Raw genomic sequence first — 16,185 nt, 5'->3', positions numbered from 1 at the left:
GATTAACCCTCTACGTTCAGACCCATGGCGCGAGCAGAACCCGCGATAGTGCGTACAGCAGCGTCCAGAGAAGCAGCAGTCAGATCAGGCTCTTTAGTCTTGGCAATTTCTTCCAATTGAGCGCGAGTAACAGTACCAACTTTCTCAGTGTTAGGACGGCCAGAACCACTCTTGATGCCAGCTGCTTTTTTCAGCAGGTAAGACGCAGGAGGAGTTTTGGTTTCGAATGTGAAAGAACGGTCTTCGTATACAGTAATTTCTACTGGTACCGGAGCGCCTTTCTCAAGACTTTCAGTTTTTGCGTTGAAAGCCTTACAGAATTCCATGATGTTCACACCATGCTGACCCAGTGCAGGACCAACTGGTGGAGAAGGGTTAGCAGCGCCAGCTGCAACCTGAAGCTTAATTAAGCCAGTTACTTTCTTAGCCATTTTAATGCTCTCGTTAGTGGGTATAACGCCTCGTAAATACTCGAGAATATTTACTCAATCGGCTTCCCGTTCGGTTTCGAAGGGCGCGTAATGTACAACAAATGTTCGGATAACACAACCCTGCAGTGTAAAAAAGTCGCTTTGCGCGATAAAAAATAACGTCCATCAGTTCAGTACTCATCACTGACAAACGTGGGCACAATGTGGGCTCTTTAATTAGATGGCTACGCCGCTAAGATTTACTTCCTATGAAAAAACTGATCTTTATTTTGCTTGGTTATGCTGTCTTTGAAATGTTGGACGGCCTCTATCAACGCTTTCAGGGCGCGACGCATAGTGAAGCGATTATCCATTACATCTATGCTTTCGTGATTGCAAACGTGGCTGTTAGCCTGAGTATTTACCTTCGCCTCGCGAAGCCTAAAACAGAGACAGGCGAAATCTAATCAGTGCCTTTAAAACAAAAACCCAGCCTGAGCTGGGTTTTTCAATTTTGCCTGGAAAACTTCGATTAGCCTTTTTCGACCTGACCGAATTCCAAATCTACCGGCGTAGAACGGCCGAAAATCAATACTGATACTTTCACGCGGCTCTTTTCGTAATCCACTTCTTCGACAACACCGTTGAAGTCTGCGAAAGGACCGTCGGTAACACGAACCACTTCGCCTGGTTCGAACAGTGTTTTTGGTCTTGGCTTGTCGGTATTCTCTTCCAGACGGTTAAGAATCGCGTCTGCTTCACGCTTAGTGATAGGCATAGGACGGTCAGACGTACCACCAATGAAGCCCAGTACACGCGGTACACTTTTCACTAAGTGCCATGACTGTTCGTTCATTTCCATTTCTACCAATACGTAACCTGGGTAGAATTTACGCTCAGACTTACGTTTCTGCCCTGCGCGCATTTCAACAACTTCTTCAGTAGGTACCAATACCTGGCCAAAGAACTTTTCCATCTCGTGCATCTTGATGTATTCAAGCAGTGTTTTCTTAACACGAGACTCGTACTGTGAATACGCCTGTACCACGTACCAGCGCATCTTGTTTTCAGATGTTTCTTTCTCTGGCGCAGCGGTTTCTGCTGCTGCCTGATTTTCTTCTGGTGTTTGATTTTCTTCAGACATATTACATTCCAATTCCGGTAATGAAGCCAACTAAACGAACGATGATGCCGTCCAGTCCCCACAGCAGAAGTGCCATGATGAGGGTTGCGGCCATAACGATAAGTGTAGTCTGGTTTGTTTCCTGGCGTGTTGGCCAGATAACTTTACGTACTTCCATACGTGATTCTTTGGCGAAGGTCAGAAACGCGCTACCCTTCACTGTTGTTGCCGCAATAAAGCCTGCTACAACCACTACCGCCACAGCAACCAGTGCACGCACCAATACCGAAACCTCACCGTACATGTGGTTTGCAGCAATCAGACCAGCCAGTAATGCAAAGATAACCAGCCATTTCATCATGTCCAACGGATTGGACGTACTTTCCGTTTTTTCGCTCATTTCACGATCCTAGCAATACTGCGACATCAGTCTTTGCGAGATGCTCACAAAGTTAAATTCTGGCAGGGGTGGAGGGACTCGAACCCCCAACCATCGGTTTTGGAGACCGCTGTTCTACCAATTCGAACTACACCCCTGTTGTCAGTACAGACAAATTTCAGTTGCACTACCCTTGTGAATATTTGGCGTTTCTTTAAGGAAAATCGCGGATTCGCAAGGGAGGGACGCGTATTATACCCATCCCGTCCACAGATACAAGCTAACCAATCACATCTGCTGTAATAGGTATACCCTTTTGTTATTCCACACCAATAAACCCGCCGGTTTGGTGCGCCCATAATTTTGCGTAAATACCATTTTTTTCAACCAGTTCTGCGTGGGTACCAGCTTCAATAATTTCCCCCTTATCCAGCACCAGCAAACGATCCATTTGTGCGATGGTAGATAACCGATGAGCAATGGCCAGCACAGTCTTATTTTCCATGACTGAATTTAAACAATCCTGAATAGCGGCTTCGACTTCTGAATCCAGTGCCGAGGTCGCTTCATCAAGAATCAAAATTGGGGCATCTTTCAGCAGAACACGGGCAATAGCGATACGTTGGCGCTGACCGCCAGAAAGTTTCACCCCTCGTTCACCCACATGGGCATCGTAGCCGGTACGCCCCTGGCTGTCTGATAGCGTCAGAATAAATTCATGGGCTTCAGCCTGCTTTGCTGCGGCAATCACCTCTTCCTCTGTGGCGTCTGTCCGGCCATAAATGATGTTATCGCGCACCGAACGATGCATTAGCGAGGTGTCCTGCGTCACCATACTGATTTTTTCGCGCAGGGTTTCTTGTGACACACTTCGAATGGGCTGACCGTCGATTATGATTTGGCCGCTATTGGTGTCGTAAAAGCGCATCAACAGGTTCACCAATGTGGACTTCCCGGCACCAGAACGTCCCACCAGGCCGACTTTCTCACCGGGTTTGATGTTGATGTTCAAATTTCTAAACACGTCAATGGCGCGCTCGTCGCTGCCGATATACGAGAAGTTCACCTTATTGAAGTCGATGGCCCCGCCTTTTACAGTCATTGCATTGGCATTGTCAGCGTCTTTCACTTCTACCGGTTGGGCCAGCGTATTCATGCCGTCCTGCACAGTACCTAAATTCTCAAATAACGATGAAACTTCCCACATGACCCAATGTGACATACCGTTGAGGCGCAGCACCAGACTAATCGCTACGGCAATATCGCCGGGAGAGACAATCTCGTGCATCCACAGGTAAACCGACAGCGCACCAATGGCAAAAATGAGGATGGCGTTTGCCATTTCCACACAATTTTCCAGAATCGTCACCAACCGCATCTGCGGATAGACCGTTTGTAAGAAGCCGTCCATGCTGTCTTTTGCATAGTCTGCTTCGCGACGACTGTGAGAAAACAGTTTAACCGTTGTAATGTTGGTGTAGCTGTCGACTATCCGGCCGGTCATGACCGCACGGGCATCAGCCTGAGCCTGAGACACGGCTTTCAGTTTTGGCACCAGTACACGCAGAATACATAAATAAACAACGAACCAGATAAGTAACGGTACAGCCAAACGCCAGTCAGTGGAGAAAATCAGCACCACCATGGAGATGAAGTACACGCAGATGTACACCATCAGGTCGAGCAATTTCATCACTGTTTCGCGTACCGATAATGCAGTTTGCATTACTTTAGTGGCGACGCGTCCAGCAAATTCGTTATGGAAAAAACTGAGACTTTGCCCGAGTAAATAGCGGTGTGCCTGCCAACGAATGCGCATGGGGTAATTCCCCATCAACGACTGACGGTTAAACAGTGAGCGCAGCAAAATACAGCCAGGGATCAATACAACTACGACAAATCCCATTCCCATGAGGGTCCAGAATTCGTCCTGCAGAAAGGTCTCTCGATCATGTTGTGAAAACCAGTCGACGAGTTGCCCCAAAAACCCAAATAACGTGACTTCCAAGGCCGCAATCACAGCACTCAGCAGTGACACGATGGCAATAATGCCCCACATCCCCTGAGAGTAATAACGACAAAATGCAACAAGCCCCTTCGGCGGTTGCGTTGGGGCTTCGTCTGGGAACGGTTTAGTTAGCCGTTCGAAAAATTGAAACATAGATGAGCTCGGGAGTTATTCTTTGAACCCTAGCTTAGTGAGGATAGATTGCACTTTTTCAAGATGATCATCCCGCCATTGTGCTAATGACACTGATGAATCCTTTTCATTTCTCTTTTTAGCCGTCTCCAGCACGCTTGCTGCATCAGCCAGTGGAATAACCGCAATGCCCTCTTCGTCAGCAACAATAATGTCACCAGGATTCACGGTTACACCGCCACATTCGATGGGTTGATTGAGAGGAGAAAGCACTTTTTTGGCGCCCGGCTTAGGGCAAACGCCGCGCGCAAAAACTGGAAATGCCATGTCTCGCACTTCCTGTACGTCTCGGATCACGCCGTCGATGATAAATCCTGTCACTCCCCGTTGTTGGGCAATGGCACACACATTTCCGCCCGCCAACGCGTACATATCATCGGCCTGTGCAACAATGATATCGCCAGGATTTGCGCGATATATTGCCGCATGAAGCATGAGGTGATCGCCGGGTTCACATTTTACCGTGAAGGCCGGCCCTGCAATGCGTGGGACAGGGTGCCAAAGTGACTGGATGTCGTAATGAATAAACTGACTACGTGGCAATGCATCGGCATAATCGCACACAGAAACGGATAAAAACGCATCGTACATGGAGCCTCCTTTTCAGCCTGGGGTGTGAGTTGCTCACTCACACTATATCAGGCTGAAAAATAACCGCTGCCAAAATTGATGAATAGCGGCTATAACCAACGCTTTCTACCGGTTGTCAGCCAGTACCGGACACAGGTTCGCCAGCAGATTATCTAAAGAGGTTTCACCAATAGCCATTGTACAAACCTGTTAAAGCTTACGCGCGCGAACGCGCTTGCCTTTGATTCTGCCTTCCCGGAACAACTTCAGAGCCCGTTTCGCACTGCGCTCTTTAACAGACACGAAACTTTGCGAGTTTTGAACCTGAATTTTACCGATATCTTCAGCCGCAATGTCCGCATCTTTCACTAACGAACCAAGAAAGTCACCTGGACGAAGCTTTTCTTTTTTACCTGCATTCACGTGCAGACAAACAAACACAGGCATTGTGATACGGTTTGCATGAAAGCGTAAGCTTTGCGCCCCTTTCACCGGGATTTTAATTTCTGCAAAGGCTTCAATTTTGTCGAAATGGTCTTTTTCACGGTCGCTGACCAGTGTCACAGCCAGGCCTTTAGCACCCGCGCGACCGGTACGCCCAACCCGGTGAGTATGAGTATCGGCATCTTCGCTCACATCAACATTAATCACACAATCGACTTCTTTGATATCGAGACCACGGGCAGCAACATCTGTCCCTACCAGCACCGAAAGCGCCTCGGCAGCGAAACGCGCCAGTACATCAGTTCGCTCACGTTGCTCCATTTCGCCTTGCAGGCCTGCCACGGAAAAGCCAGCGGCAGCCAACTCTTCCACCACTTCTGTCACTCTTTTACGGGTATTACAGAACAAAATGGCTTTTGTTGGCTGAATGGTAGTTAACACCGCTTTTAACGCATTAAGACGCGTATGCTCTTCTACCGAATACGCTTGCTGCTCAATATCAGGGTTGGCCACATTTTCAGCTTTAGCGGTGAACGAGAGCGGGTCGGCAAGGTATTTGTTTGCCATCCGTTTGATGCCGTCGGTCCAGGTAGCGGAAAACAGCAATGTTTGCACGGGCTCTGCGGTATACGAAAAAATTTCATCGACATCATCGGAAAAGCCCATATCCAGCATGCGGTCGGCTTCATCTAACACCCGCGACGGCACTTCGCTTAAATCAATACGCTTTTTCTGTAAGTGGTCAAGAATACGACCTGGCGTTCCCACAATGACATGGGCGCCATGTTTAAGCGACTGAATTTGCGGCCCCATTGGCTCACCACCGCATAACGTCAGCACTTTTAAATTAGGCATACACTGCCCTACGGCGCGATATTGCTCAGCGACCTGGGCGGCCAACTCACGGGTTGGGCACAACACCACCACCTGAGTAGCAAAACGGGTTACTTCCACTTTATTCAGCGTTGCCACCGCAAAAGCGACGGTTTTTCCGCTACCGGTTTGTCCCTGCGCCATAATGTCGCGGCCATTCAGGGCATCAGGTAGTGTGCCCGCCTGCACCGGAGTCATGGAAGGAAAGCCCAGTCTTTCTAGCGACTGACTTAAAGAGGAAATAATGCCGGTGAGTTGGTTAAATTGTGTCATTCAAATTGTTCGTTACTGTAAAGATAGATGATGCCATCCCTGACTGAAAATGCAGTGTTGTTTCTCAGATTGATATCTGAAACCCAACGTTCTGCCCATTGCACGTATTTGTCTTCGCTTTTTACTTTTTTAGCTGCCGCCTTTAATTTTTCCACCAACGCCATACTGGTTCCCGGCTTAGATAGCACTAACCAGGTAGTGACCTCCTGGTAAGGATAGTCCATCGAAATGTCCTGACATGAAGACTGAACCTGACGACATCCTAACTTTAACGACCAAGGTGAGGTGAAAACGAAATCAACGTCATTGTTATACAGGGCGCTGATGGTTTCTCCCCAGGAATCATATTCAAGGGTAGCCAAATTCGCGGCGGCAGCAATTTCAGCTCGAAAATCATGTTTTAAGGTACCCACGATTTTACCTTTTGGTATTTGATCTATTCCTGTCCCTGCTGACTCACCCAACCCAAAGAGCCCATAGGTGTTTCGGGTTATTGGTGTAATCCAGTGTAAACGCTCTTCCCGTTCAGCCGTTCGTGCCACAGCAAAGGACAACACATTGGGCTTATGCAGGGTCTCGCGCAACAGTCGTTGCCACGGTACCGCCAATACCGACGCACTGATGTTGGCCTCGCCCAGTACTCTTCTAACTAAGTCAGCATTGTAGCCAACCATTTCGTTAATGGAATTTAACTTGGCGAAATCGCCTGATAACTCCCCCAGCACCCAAAGATGTTCGTTCTTTGGTGCTTCACCGTTATCAACAACAAAAAGCACACCATTTTCCAACTGTCCCGACAAACCTGACGTTGCCAGTTGTTGATTAACCTTTTCGGTTAGCGCTTCGAATTGCTGTTGAGATTTGAATTTTGCCGCAGCCGCGCTAAGTAAATTGGCAAGTTCCGCGTTCTCTGGCACTTTGGGTAGCACGATATAACTAACAACCGTGCTTCGAGTATAGATGGGGTTCAGTTCACTACAGTCCATGTGTGCGTTCTCACACATTAACCTTAGGCCAGCAGAGGAATATAAAAGCGCGTTAACCCTGTCGGCAAGCAACAATTCTATGGCTTGTTCCCAGCTGTTAACCGCGAGTATATCGGCGACTTCCGCTTGTTCAAGCAAGGTATGGCGATAATCATTTCGACGAACGGCCACACCCGATAATTCAGAAAGCGAGGTAATCCCCGTTTCAGCCAACTGGCTATTGGCTTTCACATAAACATGATTAGGAATAGCCGTAACCGGCGATATCCAGTAATACTGATCTTCACGTTCAGGTGTTCTGACCAGCGACGCGCCCAATTGAGCGGGGTTATTTTTAAGGTCGGTTAGCATTCGGGCGAGCGGTTCAGGACGAATCTGACCTTCAAGCTCGGCTTCTTCAAGCATGCCCCGAATGAGATCGACGGTGTATCCTGAAAACTCACCATTTGCATTCACCTCATTAAACACCGGTACCGGCGTAACGATGACAGAAATGGCGTCTGCACGGGCATTGAACACCGTGCAGCAACATATCAGAACACAACAGGCGAACCGGCTCAGGCCAGAGACTGCTCCAGTTTCCATTTTAAGGTCTTCCCTGCATAGAAAGGCACCATTTCGGAGCCATCAGCTAACGTTACCACCTCTGGTACCTGCCAAGAAGAATTTACCAGCGTAATAGTGCCTTTATTTACGGGTAAACCATAAAACGCTGCACCATGCAGACTGGCAAAGCCCTCGAACTTATCGAGAATACCTAACTCATCAAATATTTCTGCGTAGAGTTCGATGGCACTCCATGCGCTGTAGCATCCTGCACATCCGCATGCATTTTCTTTGCGGTGTTTAGCGTGCGGCGCAGAGTCGGTGCCTAAAAAGAACTTTGGTGAACCCGTTGCCACGGCTTCCTGCAATGCCTTTTGATGGGTATTTCGTTTCAACACAGGTAAACAGTAGTTGTGCGGACGAACGCCCCCAACCAGCAAGTCATTTCGGTTCAGCAATAAGTGCTGCGGCGTGATAGTGGCTGCTACGTTGTCGCCAGACGCCATAACAAATTCGGCCGCATCGGCAGTAGTGATATGCTCAAAAACCACTTTTAAATTCGGGAATGCATTCACAATCGGACGAAGGTGAGTATCGATAAACACCTTTTCACGGTCGAAGATATCAATATGGTTCTCGGTAACCTCACCATGAATAAGTAGCAGAACACCGTGTTCCTGCATAGCTTCAAATACCGGGTAAAGTGCCTCGATACCTTTTACGGCAGCGTCAGAGTTAGTGGTGGCACCCGCTGGATACAGCTTACAAGCCACAACGCCCGCGGCTTTTGCATCGGCGATGTCCTGCGGCGTGGTCTGGTTTGTCAGGTACAGTGTCATCAACGGTTCAAACTGACTACCGGCAGGTCGAGCCGCTTCAATACGTTGCTTATATGCCATCGCCATTTCAGCGTTAGTCACAGGCGGGACTAAGTTAGGCATCACAATAGCACGGGCGAAACACCGTGCAGTGGCGGGTACAGTTTCAGCCAGCATCTCGCCATCGCGGAAATGGAGGTGCCAGTCATCAGGGGTACGAATGGTAAGCGTTTGCATCGTTTAAAATTTGCCTGTGTAAATAACATCTAATGCAATTATGCCTGATTAGAAACAATGCTGCATCCAATCAGGCATGGCTTTTCGCGTAAACTTGAGGATTTGTTAGATCAGGATTTTTTCGTGTAGGCAGCAATGATAACGATGCGGGTACCGTTTACCCGGCCTTCGATGTGCAGCGGATTGTCGCTAAGGCCAATGTTGCGAACTGCCGTACCACGCTTAGCAGTAAAGGTAGCACCCTTTACGTTTAAGTCTTTCACCAGATGAACCGTATCACCGGCAGCCAGCGGCGTACCATTGCAGTCGAGAGTTGGCTCACGGTTTAAATCAACCAATCCTGCTTCACCCCACTCACGGACGTTATCTTCCAGATAAGCAATATCCAAAAGATCCTGCGCCCAGGATTCTGATTTCAACTTGTTGAGCATCCGCCAGGCAATTACCTGTACCGGTGCTGTAGGCGACCAGATTGCATCATTCAGGCAGCGCCAGTGAGCCACATCTACATCGGCTTCACCGTTTAACTGATCGCGACAAACCTGGCAGGCAGCGATATGTGTATCGGCTTCGCTGTCTGGGGAAAAAGGCACTTCGTACAGTGCAACAACATCTTTACTGCCACATAGTTCGCAGGTATTGCCTGCGCGATCCATCACACGATTTTCCACATTTTACTCCGGTAGAAAAAGCCGCAATTGTAGCAGGGTTTCTCATGTCGCGGAGAAAATTCAGTAATCTATTGATCTTGCTCTACATAAATTAATTTGCTGGTATCAAAGCCGAGTGAATCCGCTTTGCCAACGAGTTCCTTCAACGTGGCTTCATCTAATTCAGGCGTTCTGGACAACACCCACAGGTAATCCCTGTCTGGCCCGGTTACCATGGCGTAGCGGTAATCTTCGTCCAATTCAACAATGATATAGCTAGCGTAAAAAGGCCCAAAGAAAGACACCTTTAAAAAGCCCGTATCTGCGTCTTCAACAAAATAGGCTTTACCTTCCGCTTCTTCCCATTTTCCACTATCACGGTTAAAGCCGCGGTTTACCACGGTGACCCCGCCATCTTCACGCAAACTGTACGAGGCCGTTACGTGACTCAAACCTTCTTCAAAAGAATGGGGTAAGCGGACAATTTCGTACCAGGAGCCAAGATATTGCTGCAGCTCAAAGTCGACTACCGGCTCAACGCCGTCAGGCTTCGACGTACACGCAGACAAAGAGAAGAAACAAGCAAACAAAAGCGCCAGTGAACGCATGGAAAACTCCATTTCGGTTGATGCACAAACAGGTTGTAAATAACTCACACATATATGCGATAAATGAGAAAAAAGATCCATTCCGTTACATTCGATTGCAAGCTACTTTCGTCTGTCAAAAAACGTGGTACTCTGACCTATCAACAGGTTACAGGATTAATTATGCTGGAAGATTACTTCGCTGACGCAAGCCGTCTGGTTTATGGGTGTATGGGATTAGGCGGAGACTGGGATTCATCACCAGTAACCGCTGCACACATTAAGCAGGCTGAAGACGTGATTGAAACTGCGCTGGATAATGGCATCACCGTATTTGACCATGCTGACATCTACACCCTCGGCAAAGCTGAGCAGGCTTTCGGTCAGGTGTTGAAAAACACCCCGTCACTCCGAGACAAAATGATACTGCAGTCAAAATGTGCCATTCGCTTTGCTGATGATGCAGGACCAAAGCGTTATGACTTTTCTGCAGCCTGGATCACGGGGTCTGTGGAAGATATTTTACAGCGTTTGAACATTGAGCAATTAGACGTACTGCTTTTACACCGCCCAGATCCACTGATGGAACTGGATGAAGTTGCCACTGCGATCAGTGATTTACAAGCCAGCGGAAAAATTAAGCATCTTGGTGTATCCAATATGCATGGCCACCAAATCAACTATCTTCAAAGCGCGCTGGGCACCCCGGTAGTCGCTAATCAGCTTGAGATGAGCCTGGCTTTCCGCGACTGGCTGGAAGACGGCATTACCACCAACAGCGCGCACAACCGCCAAATGGGCTATGCACCAGGTACGTTGGAATACTGCATGATGAATAATGTGCAGCTGCAAGCCTGGGGAAGTCTGGCTCAGGGTAAGTTTACCGGCGGGAAAGCGGAGTTTGAAGAGGATGTAGCCACCGCAGCTTTGGTGAGTGAAATGGCTGCAGAATACGGTGTTTCCGCAGAAGCCATTGTCCTTGGATGGTTAATGCGCCATCCAGCGAACATTCAGCCAGTCATCGGCACCACTAATCTCACCCGCATCCGGAATTGTGTTCAGGCAAATTCGGTGAATCTAAGCCGGGAACATTGGTATGCATTGCTCGAATCTGCTCGCGGCAGCGATGTGCCATAAGGAAAAATATGTTAGATGGATTTCACCACGTCGCTGTTATTTGCAGCGACTATCCTACATCCAAAGCGTTTTACACAGAAACACTGGGATTCACCGTACTCGATGAGAATTACCGGGAAGCCAGAGATTCATACAAGTGTGACCTGGCCCTGCCTGACGGTTCACAAATCGAATTGTTTTCATTTCCTGGCGCCCCCGCTCGCCCTTCTCGCCCGGAGGCCCAAGGCTTAAGACATTTGGCATTTCGGGTTCAGGATATTGATGCGGCCGTGACTACGCTTACAAGCAAGCATGTAGAGTGTGAAGATATTCGCACAGACCCCTACACCGGCAAGCGCTTCACCTTTTTTCAGGACCCTGACGGTCTGCCCCTTGAGCTATACGAGATAAGTTGACGGTGAGTACCGTCAACGTCTTAGCTATCTAACAAAGCCAACGCACCCAGTAATCCGGAACGCGTGCCCAGACCGGGTAATACGATAATGTCGTTTAGCCCGGTTCCATCTGGAAAAACAATGTAGTCAGCCAGACTGTCAGCCGTTTTAGCGATTATCTTCTCTAACATGCCGTCTTTCTGCATAACGCCGCCGCCAAATACAATTTTTTCGGCGCTGAAGCCTACCAGCAGGTTATGACTAAGCTGTGCCAGTACATCAGCGAGCTTGTCCCACGCCTCATGGTCATCACCGAGGGTTTCTGACGGTTGCCCCCAGATTTTACCTAAAGCGGCGCCAGACGCTAAACCTTCAACACAGTTACCATGGAACGGGCAAACCCCTTCGATGCCTGCCGGCGGAATGACCTTAAAGTGGCCGATTTCCGGGTGAACCAAACCATGTAGCGGTTTACCGTTAATGACGACACCGCCGCCGACGCCGGTCCCAACAGTGACATAAATCACCACATTGGCGTTTTGACCAGCACCCCAGCGATGCTCTGCCATCGCTGCCGCGTTCACATCGGTATCAATAGCAACCCGACATCCAAGGGCGTCACCTAGATAGGGTGCAACGGATGTAAAGCTCCAATTCGGTTTTGGCGTTTTGGTTACGTAACCCCAATAGGTCGAATCGGGTTTTAGGTCCAGCGGACCAAAACTGGCGATGCCCATTTCACTGAAATCTCTGCCAAGCGTTTTTTGATGCTTGAAGAAGCCCACGCAAGCCGAAAGGGTCTCGGCCGGCGTGGTAGTGGGGACTCGCAGTTCTTCAATAATGTTCCGGTTTTCATCGACAATCGCACAATTAAATTTTGTACCACCGGCTTCGATGACAGCATAAAACGGATCACGCAGTGCCATAGTCACTTGCCTCAATTTGTTGCAGCCTTTGCTGCGTGGGGTTACGAAGATAATTAAATAATAATCCGGCAAACAGTAGCGAAGCGAAACCTGTAGCAACGATAAAACCATACTTCGCATCGCCACCCATTGCGTCACTCACTACGCCCATGATGAATGGCCCAGCAGCGGCACCGGCTGCAGTGAAGAACAGGATAACACCCGCCACCGATCCATGCTGGTGACGAGGGAAGCAACTAATACCTTTTGAATTAAACGTGGGATAAATGACTGACATAAAGATGCCGGTCAATGGGAAGAGATACAACGCAACTTGTTTGCCGCCAACCAGACCGCCAACAAAGCAAACCAGAATGGCACCACTGAATAACAGTAACACCAGCGCCCAATTGAAATGCGCCATCATCCAAATACCGACAAAACGTCCGGCAGCACGAAGAATAAAGAACGCAGTCACTGAATAAATGGCTAACGTACGGGCTGCACCGTCACTGTAACAGTCGTAGGTCGCTTTCAGTGAAGTGGCATCGCACACCAGATAACTTGGCATCCACACATAAATTGCACTTTCAGCAGCAACATACAGAAACGCACCAACAGAGAAACCCAGTGCGTAAGGGTTTTTGACCAGCGCCAAACTCTGACGCACGGTAACCTTTTCGCCGTTGTTGTGGGCAGAAGGTTGATAAGTGGGATACTTCACCCATACAGCAACAACGATGAGCAAGGTACAAATACCACCAGCAATAATATAGAGATACTGCCAAGGCACGCCTTTATGGATAAGGTAAGCCACAATTAGGGGGCCGATAATAGCGCCGACGCCAAAAAAGGCCTCAGCACCGTTCATCGTAGCGGTGTGTTGCTTAGTTGAACCAGAGATATCACCAATAAGTGCCAGAGCGCCGGTCTTGAATATACCCACAGCGATACCGGATAAGGTCATCAGGCTAACAATAAACACAAAATTGTTGGCCATAAAAAAGCTGTAGCATGCCAGCCCGAAAACACTTAAACCAATAACGATGGTGGTCTTTCGCCCTAACCTGTCAGCTAGGAATCCGAGCAATAATCCAGACAGCGCAATGCCAAGCATGGGCAAGGAATGCATCAGACTGGCCTGCGCGTTAGTTACTTCAAAGGCAACTTTCACTTCTTTTATAATTTCACCCACTGAATCCGATGTCATCGCAAACATCATGAACATCAGATAGGTTAACCAGCGTATAAATTGACTGTTAGATTGCTGCATACTGCCGCCTCTGAAATAATTGATCGAACCGCCGACCCATTAACATAGTTTTATCATCACAAAAGAAACAACTAACACGCATTATTTCTTTGTCACAAACCCTATCGCTCTGCACAACCTGTAGTCACTGAGCAAAAAGGCATTTATAAAATTTTGCAAAAACAACTTAATCGTTTAAGATAAGGTAACAGACATGGTTAAATCTGTAAACATCGTTGTGAATTTTATGTGAACGAAGCAAGTCTTATTCGATACTGTTTCGTCCGGGAGTTGAAAATGAATTACGCCGCAGACAGCAAACAGTGTTTAGAAAGAATAGTTGAGTCCCTCGACCTGTCTATGCTGAGTAAGCGCGACAGCGCGCTGTTTCTAAAACGCCTCGATCAACACTTTCCTGCATTATTCGAGCGCTATACGACTGTCTACGGCCATCAGTTTGACTGCTATTATCATTTGCAAAAACTGGTCGAGTTGCTTCGCGACGGCACCAAGAGCCGCAAGGCGAAATTAAAGCAGCAAGATACGGCAAAGGAAAAAAATCCTCTGTGGTATCGCAGCGAAGAACAAGTCGGCATGGCATGCTATGTGGACTTAATCGGCCCCACTCTTAAAGATCTGCATCAGAAAATTCCGTACTTCAAAGCACTGGGGGTAACGTATGTTCACCTCATGCCACTGTATGCTTCTCCGGAAGGTGACAGTGATGGCGGCTACGCGGTATCGGATTATCGTAAAGTTAACCCTTCGCTGGGTACCATGAAGGAATTGGAAGCACTGTCGACGGCACTGCTTGATGAAGGCATCGACTTGGTGTTGGACTTTGTATTTAACCATACGTCAGATGAGCACCCGTGGGCCAAAGCTGCGTTGGATGGTGAGAAAAACTACCAGAATTTCTACTATTTGTTTGATGATCGCACGGTGCCTGATCTTTACGAGCAACATCTTCGCGAAATTTTTCCGCAAGTACGCCGTGGTAGCTTCACCTTTAACGAGACGATACAAAAGTGGGTGTGGACGACCTTTAACAGCTTCCAATGGGATTTAAATTACAGCAACCCAGCTGTTTTTAATGCCATTGTGGGTGAAATGCTCTTCCTCGCCAATATCGGTTGTGCCGGTTTACGCTTAGATGCCCTGGCATTCATCTGGAAAGATCTTGGTACTGACTGCGAAAACCAGCCAAATGCACACCGCTTGATTCAAGCGTTCAATGCTTGTCTGCAAATCGTTGCGCCTGCTGTTGTATTCAAATCTGAAGCCATCGTTCACCCCGACGAAGTACTCAAATATATCCATCAAGACGAGTGTCAATTGTCTTACAACCCGTTGCTTATGGCATTGTTGTGGAACTCGTTGGCAACGCGAAAAACCCGTCTACTCACCCGCTCGCTTAAAAAGAGTTTCAGTATTCCGCAAAATACTACCTGGGTGAACTACGTTCGCTGCCATGATGACATTGGCTGGACATTTGATGACGGTGTCGCTCACGAACTCGCCATGAATCCCCATGATCATCGGTTCTTCCTCAACCAGTTCTTCACCGGTCGCTTTGACGGCTCTTTCGCCAGCGGCGTGCCATTTGCAGAAAACCCATCCAATGGTGACTGCCGGGTATGTGGCTCACTGGCCTCGTTGTGTGGGCTTGAGAAGGCATTGATCATTCTCGACCCTGCTGAAATAGAGTTGGCGATTAAACGCATGCTTTTACTCTATGGCATCACATTCTCCATTGGCGGCATTCCACTGCTTTATTCCAGCGACGAGTTAGGTTTGTTGAATGACTACAGCTATCGCGAGGACCCGAGTAAAAAGCACGATGATCGCTGGGTAAATCGTATTGCGGTAACCAACGAGCAAATAGCTAACGTGCTGAACCAAAAAGCCGATCCGGCAGATTTACGACATGCATGCCAGCGCACTGTTTTTAACGGCCTCACTAATATGCTGGCCATAAGAAAGCAAAATGCCATTTTTGGTGATGCTAATACGCAAATTCTGGATACGGGGAATGTGCATTGCTTTGGGTTTGTACGTTACAACCGCGCGGGTGAAAAGCTACTTGGTCTTTGTAACTTCAGTGAACAACAACAGAATATAAGCGGTGACATTCTGACGATGGTTCAACGTTGTGCGATGAAGGATTTGCTGTCTGACGGTCAGCTTACCGGCAAGGAAAACACACTCACCCTTGAACCTTATCAACTTTCCTGGTGGATAACTGACGCTAAATAGCGTCAGTTTCGATTATTTTTTCCTCAAACGAAACTTTCGCTGCATTTTATCGTAATGAATTGAAAATTTGTGGTGAATGGTTCTTTACAATTCTGTAATTGCGCTATACTAGCCTCAATGCCGCTTTTTATCGTTTGTTTAAAGCCGTTATTCAACACGGATGCA

16 protein-coding genes and 1 tRNA gene are annotated in these 16,185 nt (G+C 48.1%); 4 read left to right on the top strand and 13 right to left on the bottom strand.

The window, feature by feature from the left end:
* Window positions 1-2: 2 nt before the first annotated feature.
* Window positions 3-431, bottom strand: coding sequence for a 50S ribosomal protein L11 (gene rplK, locus BFC18_RS00330; RefSeq protein ID WP_070123202.1), 429 nt, complete (start codon window positions 429-431; stop codon window positions 3-5).
* A gap of 248 nt (window positions 432-679) precedes the next feature.
* Here rplK and BFC18_RS00325 point away from each other — a divergent pair, with 248 nt between their 5' ends.
* A complete protein-coding gene (locus BFC18_RS00325) occupies window positions 680-877 on the top strand; it encodes a hypothetical protein (RefSeq protein WP_070123201.1) in 198 nt (65 codons plus the stop codon).
* 65 nt (window positions 878-942) lie between these two features.
* Here BFC18_RS00325 and nusG read toward each other — a convergent pair whose 3' ends face one another.
* From nusG to BFC18_RS00275, 10 genes are all read right to left on the bottom strand, one after another.
* Window positions 943-1,470, bottom strand: a complete 528-nt coding sequence (gene nusG, locus BFC18_RS00320; protein WP_070123215.1) for a transcription termination/antitermination protein NusG — start codon at window positions 1,468-1,470, stop codon at window positions 943-945.
* Window positions 1,471-1,555: 85 nt separating this feature from the next.
* Complete coding sequence (secE, locus tag BFC18_RS00315; RefSeq protein WP_070123200.1) at window positions 1,556-1,933, bottom strand: preprotein translocase subunit SecE; 378 nt, start codon at window positions 1,931-1,933, stop codon at window positions 1,556-1,558.
* A gap of 60 nt (window positions 1,934-1,993) precedes the next feature.
* Window positions 1,994-2,070: transfer RNA gene (locus BFC18_RS00310), tRNA-Trp, on the bottom strand.
* A 161-nt stretch (window positions 2,071-2,231) separates the two neighbouring features.
* A complete protein-coding gene (locus BFC18_RS00305; protein WP_070123199.1) occupies window positions 2,232-4,073 on the bottom strand; it encodes an ABC transporter ATP-binding protein in 1,842 nt (613 codons plus the stop codon).
* A 15-nt stretch (window positions 4,074-4,088) separates the two neighbouring features.
* Window positions 4,089-4,703 carry an RraA family protein gene (locus BFC18_RS00300; protein WP_070123198.1) on the bottom strand — a complete coding sequence of 205 codons (615 nt, stop codon included), beginning with the start codon at window positions 4,701-4,703 and terminating at the stop codon, window positions 4,089-4,091.
* A 189-nt stretch (window positions 4,704-4,892) separates the two neighbouring features.
* Window positions 4,893-6,272: an ATP-dependent RNA helicase DbpA gene (dbpA, locus tag BFC18_RS00295; RefSeq protein WP_070123197.1), complete on the bottom strand. Its 1,380-nt coding sequence runs from the start codon at window positions 6,270-6,272 to the stop codon at window positions 4,893-4,895.
* A complete protein-coding gene (locus BFC18_RS00290) occupies window positions 6,269-7,843 on the bottom strand; it encodes a substrate-binding periplasmic protein (RefSeq protein WP_083272833.1) in 1,575 nt (524 codons plus the stop codon). Before BFC18_RS00290 ends, dbpA begins: the two co-directional genes overlap by 4 nt.
* Window positions 7,816-8,859, bottom strand: coding sequence for a dihydroorotase (pyrC, locus tag BFC18_RS00285; protein WP_070123195.1), 1,044 nt, complete (start codon window positions 8,857-8,859; stop codon window positions 7,816-7,818). The genes BFC18_RS00290 and pyrC overlap by 28 nt, the downstream gene beginning before the upstream one ends.
* A gap of 110 nt (window positions 8,860-8,969) precedes the next feature.
* The gene (locus tag BFC18_RS00280) at window positions 8,970-9,515 is read right to left on the bottom strand and encodes a PhnA domain-containing protein (protein WP_070123214.1); all 546 of its coding nucleotides are present in this window, start codon (window positions 9,513-9,515) and stop codon (window positions 8,970-8,972) included.
* A gap of 83 nt (window positions 9,516-9,598) precedes the next feature.
* Complete coding sequence (locus BFC18_RS00275; protein ID WP_083272832.1) at window positions 9,599-10,117, bottom strand: lipocalin family protein; 519 nt, start codon at window positions 10,115-10,117, stop codon at window positions 9,599-9,601.
* Window positions 10,118-10,282: 165 nt separating this feature from the next.
* On the opposite strand from BFC18_RS00275, the gene BFC18_RS00270 reads away from it, so the two are divergent.
* Together BFC18_RS00270 and gloA2 are read left to right on the top strand one after the other, a co-directional pair.
* Window positions 10,283-11,233 (top strand): aldo/keto reductase, encoded by a 951-nt coding sequence (locus tag BFC18_RS00270; RefSeq protein ID WP_139138915.1) that lies wholly within the window; start codon window positions 10,283-10,285, stop codon window positions 11,231-11,233.
* An 8-nt stretch (window positions 11,234-11,241) separates the two neighbouring features.
* A complete protein-coding gene (gloA2, locus tag BFC18_RS00265) occupies window positions 11,242-11,628 on the top strand; it encodes an SMU1112c/YaeR family gloxylase I-like metalloprotein (protein ID WP_070123193.1) in 387 nt (128 codons plus the stop codon).
* A gap of 20 nt (window positions 11,629-11,648) precedes the next feature.
* On the opposite strand, the gene BFC18_RS00260 is transcribed toward gloA2, so the two are convergent.
* Together BFC18_RS00260 and BFC18_RS00255 are read right to left on the bottom strand one after the other, a co-directional pair.
* Window positions 11,649-12,533: an ROK family protein gene (locus BFC18_RS00260; RefSeq protein ID WP_070123192.1), complete on the bottom strand. Its 885-nt coding sequence runs from the start codon at window positions 12,531-12,533 to the stop codon at window positions 11,649-11,651.
* Window positions 12,520-13,740 (bottom strand): MFS transporter, encoded by a 1,221-nt coding sequence (locus tag BFC18_RS00255; protein WP_083272834.1) that lies wholly within the window; start codon window positions 13,738-13,740, stop codon window positions 12,520-12,522. The genes BFC18_RS00260 and BFC18_RS00255 overlap by 14 nt, the downstream gene beginning before the upstream one ends.
* A 321-nt stretch (window positions 13,741-14,061) precedes the next feature.
* Between BFC18_RS00255 and BFC18_RS00250 the strand changes: the two genes are divergently transcribed.
* Window positions 14,062-16,020: an alpha-amylase family protein gene (locus BFC18_RS00250; protein ID WP_070123190.1), complete on the top strand. Its 1,959-nt coding sequence runs from the start codon at window positions 14,062-14,064 to the stop codon at window positions 16,018-16,020.
* Window positions 16,021-16,185 lie beyond the last annotated feature (165 nt).

The sequence above is a fragment of the Alteromonas confluentis genome, assembly GCF_001757105.1.
Classification (GTDB): Bacteria; Pseudomonadota; Gammaproteobacteria; order Enterobacterales; family Alteromonadaceae; genus Alteromonas; species Alteromonas confluentis.
Note: the sequence above shows the minus strand (reverse complement) of the source record. Positions and strands in the feature narration are given on the sequence as shown.